Consider the following 17,966-nt stretch of genomic DNA (forward strand, 5'->3'; position numbering starts at 1 on the left):
GTCACGAGGCGCTGGCAGGATCGGGGAAAACGACGGCCCGGTCCGCCGAGACCTGCACTTAGGCTCGACGCCATGCGCTCCCTCCTGCTGCTCCTTGCCATCTTGCTGCTGGCTGGCTGTGCGTCCGGCCCCAAGTTCACCGTGGACGATGGCCGCAAGGTCGACGAGAACCTGCTCGCCGGCATGCGGGCCTACGGTGCGGGCGAGCGGCTCATCCGCCCGGCCATCGCGCGCAGCGCGGCGCTGCAGGACAAGGACTGCGACAAGCAGTGGGAGCTGCCCTTCGCCGTCGCCACCAGCGAGGGCTGGAGCGACAACGACCGCGTCGCCTGGGCGCGCGCGCTGCAGGTGGACGAGCGGCTGACCGTCATCGCCGTCACGCAGGACTCGCCGCTGCCGGTCGGCACGCGCATCAACAACATCGCCGGCCGGCCCAGCAACGACGGCGAGACGCTGCTGGAGTGGCTGGCCGAGGTACGCGACAACGGCAAGCCGTTCAACGTCGGCACCGCGGCGGGCAAGACCGTGCTCGTCAAGCCCTTCGAGGTCTGCCGCGGCTACACGCGCTTTGCGCCGCCCAACACGCCGCAGATGCAGGACTACCACTGGCTGCTGAGCCTGCACCCGTTGGAGGTGACCCAGGCCGAGCCGACGCCGGACGAGGCGCTGTGGATGGTGCTGTGGACGCAGGGCCTGTCCGAGGAGGGCGGCGCGCGCATGAAGACCTATCACTACGCCGTCAAGATCGCCGGCACCCTCTACAACCTGGCCACGCTGGCCTCGGGCGTGAAGGCGGCGGCGCTGGCGGCCGACGCGGCCATCAGCGCGGCCAAGAGCGCCGCCGCCAACGTGGCCAGCGACGTGCTCAAGCAGCAGCTCATCGACCAGGGCAAGGCACTGGCGGTGCAGCACATACGCGACGGCCTGGTCGACGCCGCACAGAACCTCAGCCGCCAGCAGGTCGTCAACGTCATGCAGGCCGCTGCCGCCAACCGCGGCTCGCTGTCGGGTATCTCGCGCATCGCCGCCACCGCCTTCGAACGGGCCGACGCCTGGGCCTTCACGCGCATGGCCGCCCTGGGCGCACCGCCGCTGGCCGGCTTCACGCTGCATCAGAAGCTCGTCGAACGCGGGCTGGCGCAGAACGCGATGCTGTTCGACGCTGATCGCCTGGCCGCGCTCAACAAGGTGGCCGCCGCGCGCGGCTTCGAGGGCGAGATCACGGCCATCCTCGGCGGCTTCCGCCCCGATGCGCTGGTGGCCGAGATCGGCGCCATGCCGCTCGCCTCCGCACAGACCAGCTTCTCCTTCGAGAGCCCCGACGACCCCGGCGCCGGTCGCTTCTCGCGCGGCCTCGTCGACGCGATGCTTGAAATGCCCGCTGAAACCGGCGCCCGCAAGAAATGAGATCCGCCCTGCTTCTCTGCCTGGCGCTGCTGGCAGCCGTCGCCCGCGCGCAGACGCCGCCCGAGCCCGCAGCCTCGGCCCCTGTCCTGGCAGCGTCCGCGCCCGATGCCGGCGCCGCCGCCCCCGAAACCGCAGCCTCCGCGCCCGAACCTGCGCCAGCCCCACCTCCACCCAGCTGCTCGCAGCTGACCAGCCGCGCGCTGTCGTACGACCTGAAGGCGGCCACGGCGCAGGCGCAGAACCAGCCGCTGCAGGTCCAGGTCAAGTTCTACGACGAGGCCGTGGCCCAGTGGGGCGCGGCCATCGCCACCTGCGACGGCCGCGCCCGCGAGCGCGCCCAGCGCAACCTCGCCGACAGCCAGAAGGCCCACGACGCGCTGGCCGAGAAGCTGCAGGCCGGCAGCCAGTGCGAGAGCGCCCACCACGACGCCGGCGCGCTGCAGGACCTGGCACGCACCGCCTTCAGCGAGCGGCGTTTCTCCGACGCCGCCAGCCTCTACCGCAAGGCCGAGGGCATGTGGGATCTCGCCGTGGACCAGTGCAGCGGCAGCCAGCAGCTGACCGCCCAGCGCCGCCGCGAGCAAAGCGAGATCGACGGCTACAACGCCGAGTTCTGCGCCCCGCCCTTCGAGCAGGCCCGCGAGTTCTCCACCAAGCTGCGCAACGGCGGCGCCGCGCTGCCGCTGGCCGAGCGCCAGACGCAGAGCCAGATCGGCGAGACGCTGTGGCGCAACACGGCTGCGCAGTGCAAGGGCAGCGCGCAGGAGCTGGCGCTCAACAACGCCCAGGCGCTGGCGCGCGAGCGCGGCACGCCGTGGGTCGCCACCGCGCTGCCCGGCGCGCCGCCGCCCACCGCCATGGCCGCGGCCCCCAAGCCGGCGCCCACACCGGGCAAGCCCGCCACCACCGCGGCGCCGGCAGCAGCTGCCGCGGCAACGGCCGCCGCCGCGCCGATGCGCCAGGCCGCCACCGCGCCCGTCGTGCCGCTGCCCAAGCCCGCCGCGCCGGCGCCCACGCTGCCCGCCACGACCACTGCGGCCGCGCCGGCTGCAGAGCCCAAGCTGTTCGACCGCGTTGCCGGCGACACGCATTACGTCGGCCAGTTCGTGCGCAACGACGACGACACCGTCTCCGGCACCGGCCGCGTCGAGTGGAAGAACGGCGACCTCTACGAAGGCCCGCTGAATCACAGCCGCCGCGAAGGTGTCGGCGAGATCCGCTGGGCCACCGGCCAGCGCTACAAGGGCGAGTGGGTCGACGACCGTGCCACCGGCAAGGGACTGATGATGTTCGCCAACGGCAACCAGTTCGACGGCACGCTGGTGGACGGCCAGCCCGAAGGCCAGGGCAAGCTGACCTACGCGTCGGGCGACGTCTACACCGGCCAGATCCACAACGGCCTGCCGCACGGCAAGGGCAGCTACGTCTGGATGAGCGGCCAGCGCTACGAAGGCGACTGGGTCAACGACAAGCCGCAGGGCATGGGCAAGATGCGCTTCTCCAACGGCAACCAGTACGAGGGCCAGCTCGCCGCTGGCCTGCCGCAGGGCAAGGGCCGCATGGTCTTCCCCAGCGGCGACGTCTACGAAGGCGAGTTCGACGCCGGCAAGGCCAACGGCCAGGGCAAGTACGCCTGGCAGACCGGCGAGCGCTACGAAGGCGCCTGGGCCCGCGGCCTCAAGCACGGCCAGGGCATCTTCTACTGGCCCAGCGGCGACCGCTGGGAAGGTGTGTTCAAGGACGACGAGCGCACCGACGACGGGCTCACGATCCGCAAGGGCGGCTAGGACCCGCTCGCGGCGCGGAAGTAGCCGTCCACGCCGGTCAGCATTTCTTCGGTCACCTGGCTCCAGTAGTGGAAGGTGTGGGCGCCCGCGTCCTCGCGGTAGTCGGGTGGCGTGCCCTGCTCGCGCAGCAGCGCCAGCAGCGCGCGGTTGCCGGGCAGCAGCGAGTCCTCGGTGCCGCAGCGCATCACCAGCTGCACCGGCAGCCTGCCTGCGGCCCGGACCTCGTCCAGCAGCTCGTCCGGATACCAGCCGGCCAGCGCGTAGGCATAGCCCCAGCGTGCCGGCGCCGCGACGGGCAGCCGCACCGCGCCCAGGCCACCCAGCGACATGCCGGCGATGGCCGACCGCGCGCGGGTCGGCGCGAGGCCGTAGCGCGCCTTCAGCCAGGCCGGCAGCTCGTCCACGATGAAGTCCCGGGCGGGCCCGTCGTAGCGCCGGCCGTTGCTGCTGGGCATGACGATGACGAAGGGTTTCACGCGGCCGGCGGCGATGAGGCGGTCCGCGTAGCGCTCGATGTGGCCGGTGCGAAACCACTGGTCGGCGTCCATGCCGCCGCCGTGCAACAGCCACAGCACAGGCAGGTCCTGGCCCGCCTGGAAGCCGGGTGGGAGGTAGACGTTGACCTTGACCGGCTGCCCGCCGAACGCCGCCGACGGCAGCTGGTGTGTCTCGACGTGGCCGCGCTGAGCCGGCGCCGGCGGCGTCCACGGCCCGGTGCCGACGAAGACGAAGGAATGCTGGCCGCCCTGGCCGTCGGCATCGTGGTCGGGCGTGGCCGGATCGTGGACCCAGCGGCCATCGACGACGAACTTGTAGAGCCACTGGCCGGGCGCCAGGTCCAGCTGCACGCGCCAGACACCGTCGGCGCCGCGCGCCAGTGGTTTCTTTCCGGCGTCCCAGTCCGTCATCTCGCCGGCCAGGAAGACCTCGCGTGCCTGCGGGGCCGCGAGCGTGAACGTGACCGGGTCGGCCTGGGCCGCCACGGCGGCCAGCCAGACAGCGGCACAAAGAAGGAACCTGGCTTTCATTCGGCTTGCAGCGTCGGGTTGCGGGACTCGCGAGCGTGCCACAGCAGGCCACACTGGCGCCCAATCCCACCCCCCGCACATCATGGACCTCGACCCCAAGGACGTCATCGACCGCGCCGCCGACGCCGGCAAGGAAGCCAGCGCCGCGCGACTCAACGCTGCCGTCGCCGTGACGGTCGCCATCCTCGCCACCTTCATGGGCATCTGCAAGGTCAAGGACGACAACATCGTCCAGGCCATGCAGCAGGCGCAGGCCGACAAGCTGGACCACTGGGCCTACTACCAGTCGCGCACGCTGCGCACCGACGTGGCCGAGGCCACCGCCACGCAGCTGGAGCTGGCCAAGGCTGGCGCCTCGGCTGTGCAGGCGCCGGCCTACGACCAGGCCATCGCCAGCTACCGCGCCAAGGCCGCGGAGCAGGCCAGGAAGCGCGACGAACTCAAGGCCCAGGCCGAGGCCGACCAGCAGACCTACGACTCGCTGAACTACCGCGACGACCAGTTCGACCTGTCCGACGCGCTGCTCGCCATCGCCATCGCGCTGCTGGCCGTCACGGCGCTCACCAAGCTGTGGCCGCTGTTCTTCGCGGCGCTGGTGCCGACCTTCTTCGGCGTGCTGATGGGCGTCGCCGGCCTGGCCGCGCTGCACATCCACCCGGATGCGCTGGTGAAGCTGTTGTCCTAGTCTCGCTGCCCCAGCGTCAGCGAGGGATTCAACCGCAGCGCCGCGGAGGCCGAGGCGTCGACGACAGCCGACGGCATGTACAGGATGCGTCCACGCCCCTGGGGATTGGGTGAGCGGCTGCCCGCCTCGACCACCAGGACGTCGGCGCGGTTGTCATAGGTGATGGTCGACCCGGTTGCTTCCATGCGACCACGGGCGCCTTCAACGCGCATGTAGGCCTTGCCAAGCAAGTGCACCGTGGCGGCGCGGGCGTCGTAGTCCAGCTGGTCCGCCGAACCGTCGACCGCCGCGCCCGGCGCATCGCGCCCCTGGCGGAAGGAAGCCTGCCGGGACGGCCTACCGCTCGCAAACGCTCGATAGAAGCCGTCGGGTGTCTCGCGGAGGTCAGCTCGCTCGGCGCGCAGCAGCGTGGAGCCCTGCGACAGCACCACATCGCCGACGATCTCCGTGCGTCCTTTGGCAAGGTCGCTGAGGCCACGGTCGTCAAAGCTCAGGCTGACCGACCGGGTGCTGTCAGCCCTGTCCGCCAGCGCCGGCCCTGCACCCAAGGCAGCACACAGCGCACACACGACGAACTTCGGCGAAGACGGGCGGAAGCGGCGGCGCATGGGCAGGGCTTTCAACGTTAAGACCGGACGCCGACTGTAGAGGCTTGCAGCGCCTCGCGCCGGGATGGGTATCCTGCCGCCCCATGTACGCGCCCTTCTTCGGCCTCAGACAAGCGCCGTTCTCGATCGCGCCCGACCCGCGCTACCTGTTCATGAGCGAGCGCCACCGCGAGGCGCTGGCCCATCTGCTCTACGGGCTGGACGGTGGCGGCGGCTTCGTGCTGCTGACCGGCGAGATCGGGGCCGGCAAGACCACCGTCTGCCGCTGCTTCCTGGAACAGATCCCGGCGAACTGCAACGTCGCCTACATCTTCAACCCCAAGCTCACCGTCACCGAGCTGCTGCAGGCGATCTGCGACGAGTTCCACGTCCAGGTGCCCGCGGACGCGCTGACGGTGAAGGACTACGTCGACCCGCTGAACGCCTTCCTGCTGGCGCAGCACGCGGCCGGGCGCAACAACGTGCTCATCATCGACGAGGCCCAGAACCTCTCGGCCGACGTGCTGGAGCAGCTGCGCCTGCTGACCAACCTCGAGACCAGCGAGCGCAAGCTGCTGCAGGTGGTGCTGATCGGGCAGCCCGAGCTGCGCGGCATGCTGGCCCGGCCCGAGCTGGAGCAGCTGGCACAGCGCGTCATCGCGCGCTTCCACCTGGGCGCACTGTCCGAGGCCGAGACGGCGCAGTACATCCGCCACCGCCTGACCGTGGCCGGCCTCACCGGCGCGCTGCCCTTCGACCGCAAGGCGCTGCGCCTCATCCACCAGCTCACCCGCGGCGTGCCGCGCCGCATCAACCTGCTGTGCGACCGCGCGCTGCTGGGCGGCTATGCCGGCGGCCAGGCGCAGGTCACGCCGGCCATCGTGCGCCAGGCCGCGGCCGAGGTGTTCGACGCGCAGACCGCCACGCCCGCACGCAAGCGCCGGCGGCGGCCGGACCTGGTCGGCGTGGGCCTGGTGGCGCTCGCCGCGGCCGTGGCCGGCGCGGGGCTGACCTGGGGCTGGCAGCAGCAGTCGACATCGCAGGCCGCACGCGGCGGCAAGTCCGGCGAGGTGGCGATGGCCACCGCGGCGAGTGCCACATCCGCCCCCGCCGGCGCCGCGTCGGCCGCCCGGCCGGCCGCAAGCGCCGCATCGTCGCCAGCCCCGTCCGCCAGCAGCGCCGCGCCCGCGCCGCTGCGGCTGGCCGACTGGGCCCCGCGGGACGGCGACGCCTGGGCCGCGCTGGCCCAGCGCTGGGGCCTGCCACTGCCGGCCCAGGCCGACCCCTGCGGCACCGCGGCGCAGCACGGCCTGCAGTGCTACCGCAGCGCCAGCGGCAGCCTGTCGCTGATCCGCCTCATCGACCGCCCGGTGCTGCTGACGCTGCAACGCCCCGGCCAGCCGCCGGCCCTCGCCGCACTGGTGGGGCTGGACGGCCACCAGGCCACGTTGCTGGTGGACGGCACGCCGCGCCGCGTCGCGCTGGCCGAACTGGCCGGCGCCTGGCGCGGCGAGTTCACGACCTTCTGGCGCGTGCCGCCGGGCTATGTCGGCCGGGCCGGCAACGTCATGCCGCTGCGAGCCTGGCTGGCCGCCCAGCTGGCCCACGCGTCGGGCGCCGCAGCGCCGGCCAGCGCCGCGGCTTCCACGCCCCTCGGCTGGGCCGAGTTGAGCCGCCAGATCCAGGCCTTCCAGGCCAGCCAGGGCCTGCAGCCGGACGGCCGCATCGGCCCCGTCACGCTGATGCAGATCAACCGGGCCACCGGCGTGGCCGAACCGCGCCTGGACGCAGCCCGCTGACCCCAAGATTCGAGCGACCGAACGCCATGTCCTACATCCTCGATGCCCTGCGCCGGGCCGAAGCCGACCGCGAACGCGAGCGCGGCCAGGTGCCGGGCCTGCACACCCAGCCGCAGCCCACCGGCGGCGCCGCGCCGGCCACCGGGCGCAGCCGCTGGCTGCCCTGGGCCGGTGGCGGCCTGCTGGTGCTGGCCGGCGTGGGTGCGGGCAGCTGGTGGGCCGGCAGCGCGCATGACACCACGCCGCCGGTGCCCTCCATGCCGCAAGCCGCGTTGCCCGCGCCGATGCCGGTTGCCACGCCCGAGCCTGTCACGCCGCCGGTCGCCAGCGCGCCGATGCCACAGCCTGCGGCCTCAGGCTCGCCCTACCTGCCGCCCATGCCGCCACCGGTCGCGGTGGCCGCTGCACCCGCACCCGTCGCCGCCACCGTGCCGGCGGCGGCTCCCGCGCCGACCGCCGAAGCCCGCATCCCGGCGCTGGCCGAGCTGCCCGAGAGCACGCGCCGCGAACTGCCCCGACTGACGATCAGCGGCTCGGTCTATTCGGACGACCCGGCCAGCCGCTTCGTCATCGTCAACGGCGAGGTCGTGCGCGAGGGCGCGCGGCTGGGTGCCGACCTGTCGCTGGAGCAGATCCGCCAGCACGAGCTGGTGCTGCGCTTCAAGGGCCAGCGCTACCGGCAGCCGGTCTAGCCCATGCCGACCACGCCCGACGGCCAGGTCGCACGCATCGATCCCGAAGCGGTGTCGACTGACGACGAGTTGCCGGCGTTCATCGCTGCACCGAGGGACGCGCCCGCCTACTACGGCTTTCCGATGCTCGACGGGTCCGATAAGGACGGCTTTCGCTTCGGCGTCATCACGGACCCGCGCGGCAACGAGCCGAAGCGTTGGGGCGATGCGTATGTCGTGGCGCCGGATGGCTCACGGGCCGGCATCGTCTGGCAGGCCGGCGTAGGTGAAGCGACCGTGATCTGCCCGCCGGATCAACGCCGCTGGGGTGTGTACGGCTTCCACTTCCAGGCGCCGATCCAGTCGGACCGGGACCTCATCCGATGCCTTCACTCGGTGCTGCCGCAGTTGAAGGCGTTCTACGAAACCGCAGCTGCCAGTCGTCCCGGGACAACGCAGCCCGAGACGCCCGGCGAGACCTGACCCGCCATCACCACACCTTGCAATGCTGCCCCGCCGGCTTCACGAGCCGGGAGCCGGGCTTGCAAGCGAAGGCCTTCTCGAACTCCGGCATGTTGGCGACCACGCCGTTGATGCGCCACTCGGGCGGCGAGTGCGGGTCGATCTTGGCGTGCACACGCTGCGCCTCGGGGCGCGCGTCGGCGCATGCCCACTGCGCGAAGCCGACGAAGAAGCGCTGCTCGGGTGTCAGGCCGTCTTTCGACTCGCTCACCCTCCCCTGCATGTGAGCCTTCCAGGCCTCCCACGCGAGGATGAGGCCGCCCAGGTCGGCGAGGTCCTCGCCCAGCGTCAGCTTGGAATTGATCTTGATGTCGTCCACGACGGTGTAGGTCGCGTACTGGCCCACCACGCAGGCGGCGCGCTTCTCGAACTCGCGGCCGTCCTTCTTCGTCCACCAGTTCTTCAGGTTGCCCTGGGCGTCGAACTGGCGGCCTTCGTCGTCGAAGCCGTGCGTCAGCTCGTGGCCGATGGTGCCGCCGGTGTTGCCGTAGTTGGGCGCCTCGTCCATCTTCGGGTCGTACAGCGGAGCCTGCAGCACGCCGGCCGGGAAGTTGATGTCGTTCATCTGCGCGTCGTAGTAGGCGTTGACCGTCTGCGGCGTCATGTTCCATTCGCCGCGGTCCAGCGGCTGGCCGATCTTGGCCAGGCGGCGCCTGGCCTCGAACACGTTGCCGCGCACGACGTTGCCGAAGAAGTCGCCACGCTGCACGGCAAAGGCCGTGTAGTCGCGCCAGCGCTCGGGATAACCGACCTTGTTGACGATGGCCTTGAGCTTCTCGTGGGCGCGCGCCCGGGTCTCGGCGCTCATCCACGCGAGGCTGTCGATGGAGCGCGCCATCGCGGCCTCGATCTCATCGGTCATCTGCACCGTGGCGGCCTTGAGCTCGGGCGTGAGGTTGCGCGCGACGAACTCCTGGCCCAGCGCCTCGCCCAGTTGCACGTCGACGAGCTGCACGCAGCGCTTCCAGCGCGGGCTCAGCTGCGGCGTGCCGTTCAAGGTGTGGCCGTAGAAGTCGAAGTTGGCCTGCACGAGGCGGTCGTCCAGCGCCGGCGCCAGGCTGCTGGCGAGCTGCCAGCGCAGGTAGCGCTTCACGTCGTCCAGGCTCATGGCCTGCAGCCGCGCGTTGAACGCCTTCAGGAAGGCCGGCTCGGTGACGTTGTAGCGGGCCAGGTCGGGCGCCACGCCCAGGGCCGCGCCGAAGGCGGCCCAGTCGAAGCCCGGCGTCAGCGCCTGCAGGCCGCGGGCGTCGACAACGTGGAAGGTCTTGTAAGGGTCACGCTGGTCGACCTTGCTCAGCGACGCGCGCGCCAGCACCGCCTCGGTGGCCAGCACGCTGCGCGCCGCCGCCCGGGCCCCGGCCGGCGAGTCGCCCAGCAGCGTGAAGACCTGGGCCACATGGGCCTCGTAGGCGTTGCGGATCTTCAGCGTCCGGGCGTCGCGCTTGAGGTAGTAGTCGCGGTCGGGCAGGCCCAGGCCGCCGGCCGACGCGAACGCGATCTGGCGCGTTGCGTCGGCAAAGTCCTGGCCCGAGCCGAAGCCGAAGAACAGCCGCTCGTTGCCGGCGGCCAGTTGCAACTCGGCCAGCAGCGCCGGCAGCGCGCGCTTGTCGGCCAGGGCATCGATGCGGTCCAGCAGCGGCTGCAGGCCCTTCAGGCCGGCGGTCTGCACGGCACCCTCGTTCATGCAGCTGGCGAAATAGTCGCCCAGCTTGGCCTGGCTGGCGCTGCGCTCGGTGCCGGTGTCGCCGAGCTTATTCAGCACACCCCACAGGTAGCGCTGGTTCTCGTTGGCCATCTTGGCGTAGACCGACCAGCGCGACTGGTCAGACGGGATGGGGTTGGCCTTGCTCCAGGCGCCGCAGGCGAAGCGGTAGAGGTCGTTGCAAGGGTTGGCACTGCGGTCCATGGCCTTGACATCGAGTCCGGGCGTGTAGGGCAGCGCATCCAGCGGACCCTCGTCGGCCGCATGAGCCAGCGTGGCCGCCAGCAGGGCGGAAAGCAGCAGTTGTTTCATGGCAAGAACGTTGGATTTGATGAACGCGATTGTGGGTGCCGGGCCGCGGCCCGGCCATTCGTCAGACCGGGAAGCCGCACGGCATGATGGGCGCATGAACGACACCCTGCTACTGCTTGTCCCCATCGCCGCCGAACACAAGGCCCTGCTGCTGGCGCGCTTCCAGGTCATCGAGGCCACGGACCCGGCGGCACGCGCCGCCGCCATCGCCGCCCACGCGGCGGATATCGAGCTGGTGCTGACCAACGGTTCTGTCGGCTTCACGGCCGCCGAGATCGCCGCGCTGCCCCGCCTGAAGCTGCTGGCCGCCCTGGGCGCCGGCTACGAGAACCTCGACCGGGCCGCCGCCCGCGCCCGCGGCGTGGCGCTGTGCAACGGCGCCGGCACCAACGACGACTGCGTGGCGGACCACGCGCTGGCACTGCTGCTCGCCAGCGTGCGGGCACTGCCCCAGCAGGGCAAGGCGCTGCGGGCGGGCATCTGGCGCGACGATCTGCTGCTCTACCCAAGCCTCGGCGGGCGGCGGCTGGGCATCGTGGGCCTGGGCGCCATCGGTCGCAAGATCGCCCACCGCGCGGCGGCCTTCGGCATGGTCATCGGTTATCACAACCGCACGCCCAGGCCGGACGCCGGTGACGCGAGCTACTTCGACAGCCCGCAGGGCCTGGCCGCCTGGGCGGACGACCTCGTCGTGGCCACGCCCGGCGGCGCGGCGACGCGGCACATCGTCGACGCCGCCGTGCTGGCCGCCCTGGGTGCGGGCGGCCACGTGGTCAACATCGCCCGCGGCAGCTGCGTGGACACCGCGGCCCTGGCGGCCGCGCTGAAGGCCGGGCAGATTGCGGGCGCGGCGCTGGACGTCTACGAGAGCGAGCCGCAGCCGCCGGCGGAGCTGGCGAGCCTGGACAACGTCATCCTGACGCCGCACGTGGCCGGCTGGTCGCCCGAGTCCGTCCGGGCCTCGGTGCAGAACTTCATCGACAACGCCGACGCACTGCGGCGCGGCGCCCCGTTGCCGACGCCGATCTGAGGTCAGCGGCGGCGCGGCCGTTCGATGACCTCTTCCTCCGCCATCGGCACGTAGAGGCGGCGGCTGCCCTCCTCCAGCGCCATCTCGATGGCCCGGCGGCCCAGCGGCTGGGGCGCGGCGGGCGGCGGTGGCGGCAGGTTGTCGAAGCCCAGCAGGGGCTCGACCACCCGGTTGACGGGCGCCCGCTGGGACGCGAAGACGTTCAGCAGGCGGCGGGGCGTGGGGATGTGCAGAAGCTTCATGGCAGCAGGCAACAGAAGCAAACGAAGGGGTTTCCCAACAGACGACGTGGGCGCCGAAACAGCGACAGGCCGTCGGCATCCAAGTTTGTGCCGTGTCGGCGCAAGCCCGCAAGTAGGCCTGCCCCCGGGATAGCCATCACGTCGTCCGCCGGGCCGACCCGCGCGCACCCCGTCGGTGCGTCTTCAGCTGCGGCGCGCCGTCTGATGAAGCGTCGGGCGGCGGCTCAGGCCGCCGAAGCCGCCTTGGCCGGTGCGCTGGCGACGCAGCCCTTGGCCGCCGACAGCCCGCGCAGGAAGCCGCGGCGCACGCCGCCGGCCGTGATGGCCACGCTGACCTGGCGGGCGTAGCGCTCGGCGCCGCTGAGCTTGCGCACCCAGCCGCGGAACGGGATGACACCTTCGGCCGTGCGCTGCAGCGCACCGGTGGCCGCGTCCTCGCCGCGCTCCAGCAGGCCCGTGTTGCCCTTGCCGGCCGGCGCGTCGAGGTCAGGGCCCAGCACCTCGTCCAGCGCCTGGATGCCGGCGGCGAGCCCCGTGCAGCTGGCGTCGGCCGGCAGCGCGTAGGGCGCTGCCGAGGCCGCCTTCAGCACATCGGGGATGTCGGCGCGGACGACGTTGAGGTCGCTCAGCGGCGTGGTGGCAGCATTGGTGGCGGCGTTGGCGACCTTGTCCTGGCTGGAGCTGGCGCAGGCGGTGAGGGCGAGGACGGCGGCGAGGGTGAGGGCGTGGTGGTATGGGCGCATGGCGGGCTGGATCATCTCAGGCCGGCGTTGATCTTTTCGAGCGCTGCGGCGCCCGGGCACAGGTCTTTTTCACCCAGCGCATTCAACGCGCCGGCCGCCGTGCGCTGCGCGGCGTGCCAGTCCCTGGCGGCGGGGTCCACGTAGAGCAGCCCGGTCGCGATCTCGCCGGCAGCGGCGCGCAACTGCATCGCGGCCATCGCACCGAGGCGGTCGGTGGGGTCGTAGCCGGCGTCCATCTTGCGCAGGCGCAGTACCGTGCCGTCGGCCTGCGGCACATCGATGACGTCAGGCGAGTGCTCGACAACCTGCTCGTCGGCGAGGTCGATGAAGTCGATGCGGTTCAGCGCCTCGTTGTGCGCGCGGACATGGTCGTAGCTGCGCGTGGAACCAGCATGGTTGTTGAACGCCACGCAGGGGCTCACCACATCGATGAAGGCCGCGCCGCCGTGGCGGATGGCGGCTTCGATGAGCGGCACGAGCTGGGCCTTGTCGCCCGAGAAGCTGCGCGCGACGAAGGTGGCGCCGAGCTGCAGCGCCAGCGCGGCGAGGTCGATGGCCGCATCGTTGTTCGTCGCGCCCTTCTTGGCGACCGAGCCCTTGTCGGCAGTCGCACTGAACTGACCTTTCGTGAGTCCGTAGACACCGTTGTTCTCGACGATGTAGACCATGCGCACGCCGCGGCGCATCGCGTGGGCGAACTGGCCCAGGCCGATGGACGCCGAGTCGCCGTCGCCGGACACGCCGAGGTAGAGCAGTTCGCGGTTGGCGAGGTAGGCGCCGGTCAGCACGCTGGGCATGCGGCCGTGCACGGTGTTGAAGCCGTGGCTGGCGCCGAGGAAGTAGTCGGGCGTCTTGCTGGAGCAGCCGATGCCCGACAGCTTGGCAACGCGGTGGGGCTCGATGTCCAGCTGCCAGCAGGCCTGCACGATGGCGCCGGAGATGGAGTCGTGGCCGCAGCCGGCGCACAGTGTGGACACCTTGCCTTCGTAGTCGCGACGCGTGTAGCCGACGGCGTTCTTCGTCAGGCTGGGATGGTGCAGCTTGGGCTTCGCAAGGTAGGTCATGCGGCACTCCTCGGCGTGGTCGCCAGCGCGTGCACGTGGCGCGTGATCGCGTCGGTGATGAAGCGCGCCGTGATCGGCGTGCCGTCATAGTGCAGCACCTTGACGAGCTGCGCCGGCGCCACCTCCAGCTCGTTGATGAGCAGGCGGCGCATCTGCGCGTCGCGGTTCTGCTCGACGACGAAGACGGCGTCGTGCGCCGCGATGAACTCCGCGACCGACGGCGGGAAGGGGTAGGCGCGCAGCCGCATCGCGTCGATGTGGATGCCGGCGTCGGCCAGCGCCGCCAGCGCCTCGTCCATGGCCGGCGCCGTGGAGCCGAAGTAGAGGACGCCCAGGCGCGTCTTCTGCGCCGCGGCGCGCACCAGCGGTTGCGGTGCGAGCAGCGCGGCGGTGGCGAACTTGGCGCGCAGCCGCTCGACGTTGCGGACGTAGTCGTCGCCGCGCTCGGAGTAGATGGCCTGTTCGTTGCGCGTCGTACCGCGCGTGAAATAGGCGCCCTTGCTCGCGTGCGTGCCCGGCAGCGTGCGCCACGGGATGCCGTCGCCGTCGACGTCCTTGTAGCGGGCGAACGGCGTGCCGGCCTCCAGCTGCTCGGCCGTCATGACCTTGCCGCGGTCGTAGCGGCGCGCGTCATCCCATTCGAGCGGCGCGCACAGGCGCTGGTTCATGCCGATGTCGAGGTCGCTCATCAGGAACACCGGCGTCTGCAGCCGTTCGGCCAGGTCCAGCGCCATCGCGGCGAACTCGAAGCATTCGCGCGGGTCCTCGGGCAGCAGCAGCACATGCTGCGTGTCGCCGTGCGACGCGTAGGCGCTGGAGAGCAGGTCGGCCTGCTGCGTGCGCGTGGGCATGCCGGTGCTGGGGCCGCCGCGCTGCACGTCGATGACGACGAAGGGGATCTCGGCGAAGTAGGCCAGGCCCAGGAACTCGGTCATCAGCGACACGCCGGGGCCGGACGTCGCCGTGAACGCGCGCGCGCCATTCCAGCCGGCGCCGGTGATGATGCCGATGGACGCGATCTCGTCCTCGGCCTGCACGATGGCATAGCGCTTCTCGCCAGTCGCAGGATCAGTGCGGAACTTCACCGCGTACTTCTCGAACGCCTCGGCGACGGACGACGACGGCGTGATCGGGTACCAGGCGCAGACGGTGGCGCCGCCATAGACGCAGCCGAGCGCCGTGGCCGCATTGCCTTCCAGGAAGATCTTGTCGCCCACGGCATCGGCGCGCTTCACGGCCAGGCCGAAGGGCTGCACGGACAGGTGGTCCCGAGCGAACTCGCGGCCGGCGTGCAGCGCGCGCACGTTGGAGTCCAGCAGCCGCTCCTTGCCCCTGTACTGCTCGGCGAACAGACCCTCGATGACGGCCGACTCGATGCCCATCAGCTCGCTGAGCGCCCCCAGCACGAGGATGTTCTTGAACAGCGTGCGCTCGCGCGGCACGTCGTAGGTGGCGTTGCAGATGGCCGTGGCCGGCATGCCGATGACATGGATATCGGGCCTGAAATCGCTGGCCGGCATGGGCTTGGTGGAGTCGTAGAACAGATAGCCGCCGGGCTGGATCTCGGCCACGTCCTGGTCCCAGGTCTGCGGGTTCATCGCCACCATCAGGTCCACGCCGCCGCGCCGGCCCAGCCAGCCGGCCTCGCAGACGCGTACCTCGTACCAGGTCGGCAGGCCCTGGATGTTGCTGGGGAAGATGTTGCGCGGACTGACCGGCACGCCCATGCGCAGGATGGCCCGCGCGAACAGCTCGTTGGCCGACGCCGAGCCCGAGCCGTTGACGTTGGCGAACTTGACGACGAAGTCGTTGACCGCTTCTATCCTGCTCATGCAGCCTCCTTGCGGCTCACGCGATCACGGCACGAAGCCCCGGCCTTGGCGGTGACGAGCAGGAACTTCTGCATGTCCCACGCACCGGTCGGGCAGCGCTCGGCGCACAGCCCGCAGTGCAGGCAGACGTCCTCGTCCTTGGCCATCACGCGGCCGGTCTTGAGCCCGCCTTCGACGTAGATATCCTGCATCAGGTTCAGCGCCGGCGCCTTCAGCCGCTCGCGCAGGTCGGGGCCGTCGTCGGTGAAGGTGATGCAGTCCATCGGGCAGATGTCCACGCAGGCGTCGCACTCGATGCAGAGCTTGGGTGCGAACACCGTCTGCACATCGCAGTTCAGGCAGCGCTGCGCCTCCTTCAGCGCGGTCTGCGCGTCGAAGCCCAGCTCCACCTCGACCTTGATGCTGGCCAGCGCTTCTGAAGCCGCCGCCCAGGGCACCTTGCTGCGCAGGTCCAGCGTGATGGCGTTGTCGTAGCTCCACTCGTGGATGCCCATCTTCTGCGACACGAGGTTCACGTGCGGCGGCGGGCGCTGCGTGACCGGCTCGCCGTGCAGCAGGCGGTCGATGCTGACGGCGGCCTCGTGGCCATGGGCGACGGCCGTGATGATGTTCTTCGGCCCGAAGGCCGCGTCGCCACCGAAGAACACGCGGGGCAGCGTGGACTGGAAGCTCGTCCTGTCCAGCACCGGCAGGCCGTCGTCGCCGAAGGCAATGCCCGCGTCGCGCTCGATCCACGGGAAAGCGTTCTCCTGGCCGACGGCGATGAGCACCTCGTCGCAGGGGATGACGACTTCCTCGACGGCTTCACTTCCAGGTTTGGCCTTCCTGAACCGCATGCCGGTCAACTGGCCGTCGACATGCTCGAAGGCCAGCGGCACGTGAAAGTCGAGGATGGGGATGCCTTCGTGCTCGGCGTCTTCCTTCTCCCACGGGCTTGCCTTCATCTGCGCATAGCCGCTGCGCACGGCGACCGTCACGCGGCTGGCGCCCAGGCGCCGCGCCGAGCGGCAGCAGTCCATCGCCGTGTTGCCGCCGCCCAGGACGATGACGCGCGGCTGCACGGCCGTGACGTGGCCGAAGGACACGCTGCTGAGCCAGTCGATGCCGATATGGATGTTGTCGGCCGCCTCCTGTCGCCCAGGTAGCGTCAGGTCACGCCCGCGCGGCGCACCGCTGCCGACGAACACGGCATCCCAGCCCTCGGCCAGCAGTGCCTTCATCGAGTCGATGCGCTGGCCCGATCGCCACTCGACACCCAGGCCCAGGATGTAGCCGCACTCCTCGTCGATGACGCGCTCGGGCAGCCGGAAGCGCGGGATCTGCGTGCGGATGAAGCCGCCGGGCTTGGCCTCGCCGTCGAACACCGTGACGGCGTAGCCTTCCAGCGCCAGGTCGCGCGCGACCGCCAGCGACGCCGGCCCCGCGCCCACGCAGGCCACGCGCTTGCCGTTCTTCGCGGCGGGCTTGGGGAGCATCGCGCGAAACTCGTCGGTCTTGCTGTCCGCTGCGACGCGCTTGAGCCGGCAGATGGCGACGGGCTCGGGCTTGGCGGCCTGCTTCTCCTCCACGCGGCCGCGCCGGCAGGCCGGTTCGCAGGGCCGGTCGCAGGTCCGCCCCAGCACGCCGGGGAAGACGTTGCTGACCCAGTTGACCCAGTAGGCCTCGTCATGCCGCCCCTGGGCGATGAGGCGGATGTACTCCGGCACGGGGGTGTGCGCCGGGCAGGCCCACTGGCAATCGACGACCTTGTGGAAATAGGCCGGGTCCGAGATGTCGGTCCGCTGCACGGTTGTCTCCTCCGTGGTGCGATGCGTGCGGGCAGTCTAGGACGGCGCCATACGCCCGGTCCCTGTAGAAACCCTTTGCGGACCGTGGGGCCTGTGTCAGGTCATGACAGGGCGACGCAGGCGCCACGGCCCGACACGCGCAGCGGCCACGGTGACCGCCCAGCAGATCCAGCCCGTCCACATCGTGTGGCTGGGGTAGTGGGCGCCGCGCATCATCTGGCCCAGGCCGTAAAGCACGCCGAGCACGACGGCCGCCATCCACCAGGCCCGCGCCGCCTCCGGATAGGCCCGCGCCAGCGCCCAGCCGCCGGCCAGGTAGGCGAAGGCTGCACTCGCATGGCCCGACGGGAAGCAATGCCCGCCGCCGCCGTCCTTCACGCCGAAAGCCCAGTGCGACACGTAGAGCGCATGCGCCTCGCCGCCGAACTCGGCCAGATCCCAGGGGCAGCTCGTCAGGCTGGCGCGCTTGATCAGTGAAATGACAGCCAGGCAGACCAGCGTCGTCACCAGCCACCAGGTCCGCTCGCGCCGGGTCAGCGCCGGCAGCAGCCGCGGCCACAGGTTGACAAGCACGATGAAGCCCATGGCCACGTAGGACACCAGGCGCCCACCCTCGTGGACCAGCCCTCTTGTGACCCAAGCTTCGCGCAGCGCAAAGCCGCTCGCGTCGCCCGCCAGCCGCATGGCCCACAGGTCCAAAGGGCTGGCGTCCCAGGCCAACAGCAGCAGCAAGGCCAGCAGGGGCCAGCGGTAGGTCGTCAACATCGG

Annotated in this window: 16 protein-coding genes; 7 read left to right on the plus strand and 9 right to left on the minus strand. The window is 71.2% G+C overall.

Annotated features, from left to right (window positions below):
• The first annotated feature begins 72 nt into the window (after positions 1-72).
• Together ACG04R_RS06700 and ACG04R_RS06705 are read left to right on the plus strand one after the other, a co-directional pair.
• Positions 73-1,407, plus strand: coding sequence for a hypothetical protein (locus ACG04R_RS06700; protein WP_394407365.1), 1,335 nt, complete (start codon positions 73-75; stop codon positions 1,405-1,407).
• Positions 1,404-3,194, plus strand: a complete 1,791-nt coding sequence (locus ACG04R_RS06705) for an MORN repeat-containing protein (protein ID WP_394407366.1) — start codon at positions 1,404-1,406, stop codon at positions 3,192-3,194. Before ACG04R_RS06700 ends, ACG04R_RS06705 begins: the two co-directional genes overlap by 4 nt.
• Here ACG04R_RS06705 and ACG04R_RS06710 read toward each other — a convergent pair.
• A complete protein-coding gene (locus tag ACG04R_RS06710) occupies positions 3,191-4,222 on the minus strand; it encodes an alpha/beta hydrolase (RefSeq protein WP_394407367.1) in 1,032 nt (343 codons plus the stop codon). The two genes, ACG04R_RS06705 and ACG04R_RS06710, sit on opposite strands and share 4 nt — an antisense overlap.
• A gap of 82 nt (positions 4,223-4,304) precedes the next feature.
• Here ACG04R_RS06710 and ACG04R_RS06715 point away from each other — a divergent pair, with 82 nt between their 5' ends.
• Positions 4,305-4,907 (plus strand): DUF4337 domain-containing protein, encoded by a 603-nt coding sequence (locus ACG04R_RS06715; RefSeq protein ID WP_394407368.1) that lies wholly within the window; start codon positions 4,305-4,307, stop codon positions 4,905-4,907.
• On the opposite strand, the gene ACG04R_RS06720 is transcribed toward ACG04R_RS06715, so the two are convergent.
• Positions 4,904-5,515 carry an LptA/OstA family protein gene (locus tag ACG04R_RS06720; protein ID WP_394407369.1) on the minus strand — a complete coding sequence of 204 codons (612 nt, stop codon included), beginning with the start codon at positions 5,513-5,515 and terminating at the stop codon, positions 4,904-4,906. The genes ACG04R_RS06715 and ACG04R_RS06720 overlap by 4 nt on opposite strands.
• Before the next feature lie 83 nt (positions 5,516-5,598).
• Here ACG04R_RS06720 and ACG04R_RS06725 point away from each other — a divergent pair, with 83 nt between their 5' ends.
• The 3 genes from ACG04R_RS06725 to ACG04R_RS06735 are packed head-to-tail and all read left to right on the plus strand — an operon-like array spanning position 5,599 to position 8,447.
• Positions 5,599-7,293 carry an ExeA family protein gene (locus ACG04R_RS06725; protein WP_394407370.1) on the plus strand — a complete coding sequence of 565 codons (1,695 nt, stop codon included), beginning with the start codon at positions 5,599-5,601 and terminating at the stop codon, positions 7,291-7,293.
• A gap of 26 nt (positions 7,294-7,319) precedes the next feature.
• Positions 7,320-7,985 carry a general secretion pathway protein GspB gene (locus ACG04R_RS06730; protein WP_394407371.1) on the plus strand — a complete coding sequence of 222 codons (666 nt, stop codon included), beginning with the start codon at positions 7,320-7,322 and terminating at the stop codon, positions 7,983-7,985.
• Positions 7,986-7,988: 3 nt separating this feature from the next.
• Entirely contained in the window at positions 7,989-8,447 is a 459-nt protein-coding gene (locus ACG04R_RS06735) for a hypothetical protein (RefSeq protein WP_394407372.1), read from the plus strand.
• Between the two features lie 7 nt (positions 8,448-8,454).
• Here ACG04R_RS06735 and ACG04R_RS06740 read toward each other — a convergent pair whose 3' ends face one another.
• Positions 8,455-10,500: a M13 family metallopeptidase gene (locus tag ACG04R_RS06740; RefSeq protein WP_394407373.1), complete on the minus strand. Its 2,046-nt coding sequence runs from the start codon at positions 10,498-10,500 to the stop codon at positions 8,455-8,457.
• Positions 10,501-10,594: 94 nt separating this feature from the next.
• On the opposite strand from ACG04R_RS06740, the gene ACG04R_RS06745 reads away from it, so the two are divergent.
• Positions 10,595-11,530: an NAD(P)-dependent oxidoreductase gene (locus tag ACG04R_RS06745; RefSeq protein ID WP_394407374.1), complete on the plus strand. Its 936-nt coding sequence runs from the start codon at positions 10,595-10,597 to the stop codon at positions 11,528-11,530.
• Positions 11,531-11,532: 2 nt separating this feature from the next.
• On the opposite strand, the gene ACG04R_RS06750 is transcribed toward ACG04R_RS06745, so the two are convergent.
• The 6 genes from ACG04R_RS06750 to ACG04R_RS06775 form a co-directional block, all read right to left on the minus strand.
• Complete coding sequence (locus ACG04R_RS06750) at positions 11,533-11,772, minus strand: hypothetical protein (RefSeq protein ID WP_394407375.1); 240 nt, start codon at positions 11,770-11,772, stop codon at positions 11,533-11,535.
• Positions 11,773-11,996: 224 nt separating this feature from the next.
• Entirely contained in the window at positions 11,997-12,530 is a 534-nt protein-coding gene (locus ACG04R_RS06755; protein WP_394407376.1) for a hypothetical protein, read from the minus strand.
• Positions 12,527-13,579 (minus strand): 2-oxoacid:ferredoxin oxidoreductase subunit beta, encoded by a 1,053-nt coding sequence (locus ACG04R_RS06760; RefSeq protein ID WP_394407377.1) that lies wholly within the window; start codon positions 13,577-13,579, stop codon positions 12,527-12,529. The genes ACG04R_RS06755 and ACG04R_RS06760 overlap by 4 nt, the downstream gene beginning before the upstream one ends.
• Positions 13,576-15,411 carry a 2-oxoacid:acceptor oxidoreductase subunit alpha gene (locus ACG04R_RS06765; RefSeq protein ID WP_394407378.1) on the minus strand — a complete coding sequence of 612 codons (1,836 nt, stop codon included), beginning with the start codon at positions 15,409-15,411 and terminating at the stop codon, positions 13,576-13,578. The genes ACG04R_RS06760 and ACG04R_RS06765 overlap by 4 nt, the downstream gene beginning before the upstream one ends.
• On the minus strand, positions 15,408-17,198 hold the full coding sequence (locus ACG04R_RS06770) for an FAD-dependent oxidoreductase (protein WP_394407379.1): 1,791 nt from the start codon (positions 17,196-17,198) through the stop codon (positions 15,408-15,410). Before ACG04R_RS06770 ends, ACG04R_RS06765 begins: the two co-directional genes overlap by 4 nt.
• A 96-nt stretch (positions 17,199-17,294) precedes the next feature.
• Complete coding sequence (locus tag ACG04R_RS06775; protein ID WP_394407380.1) at positions 17,295-17,963, minus strand: phosphatase PAP2 family protein; 669 nt, start codon at positions 17,961-17,963, stop codon at positions 17,295-17,297.
• Between the last annotated feature and the right edge of the window lie 3 nt (positions 17,964-17,966).

Source organism: Pelomonas candidula, from assembly GCF_043555985.1.
Lineage (GTDB): Bacteria > Pseudomonadota > Gammaproteobacteria > Burkholderiales > Burkholderiaceae_C > Pelomonas > Pelomonas candidula.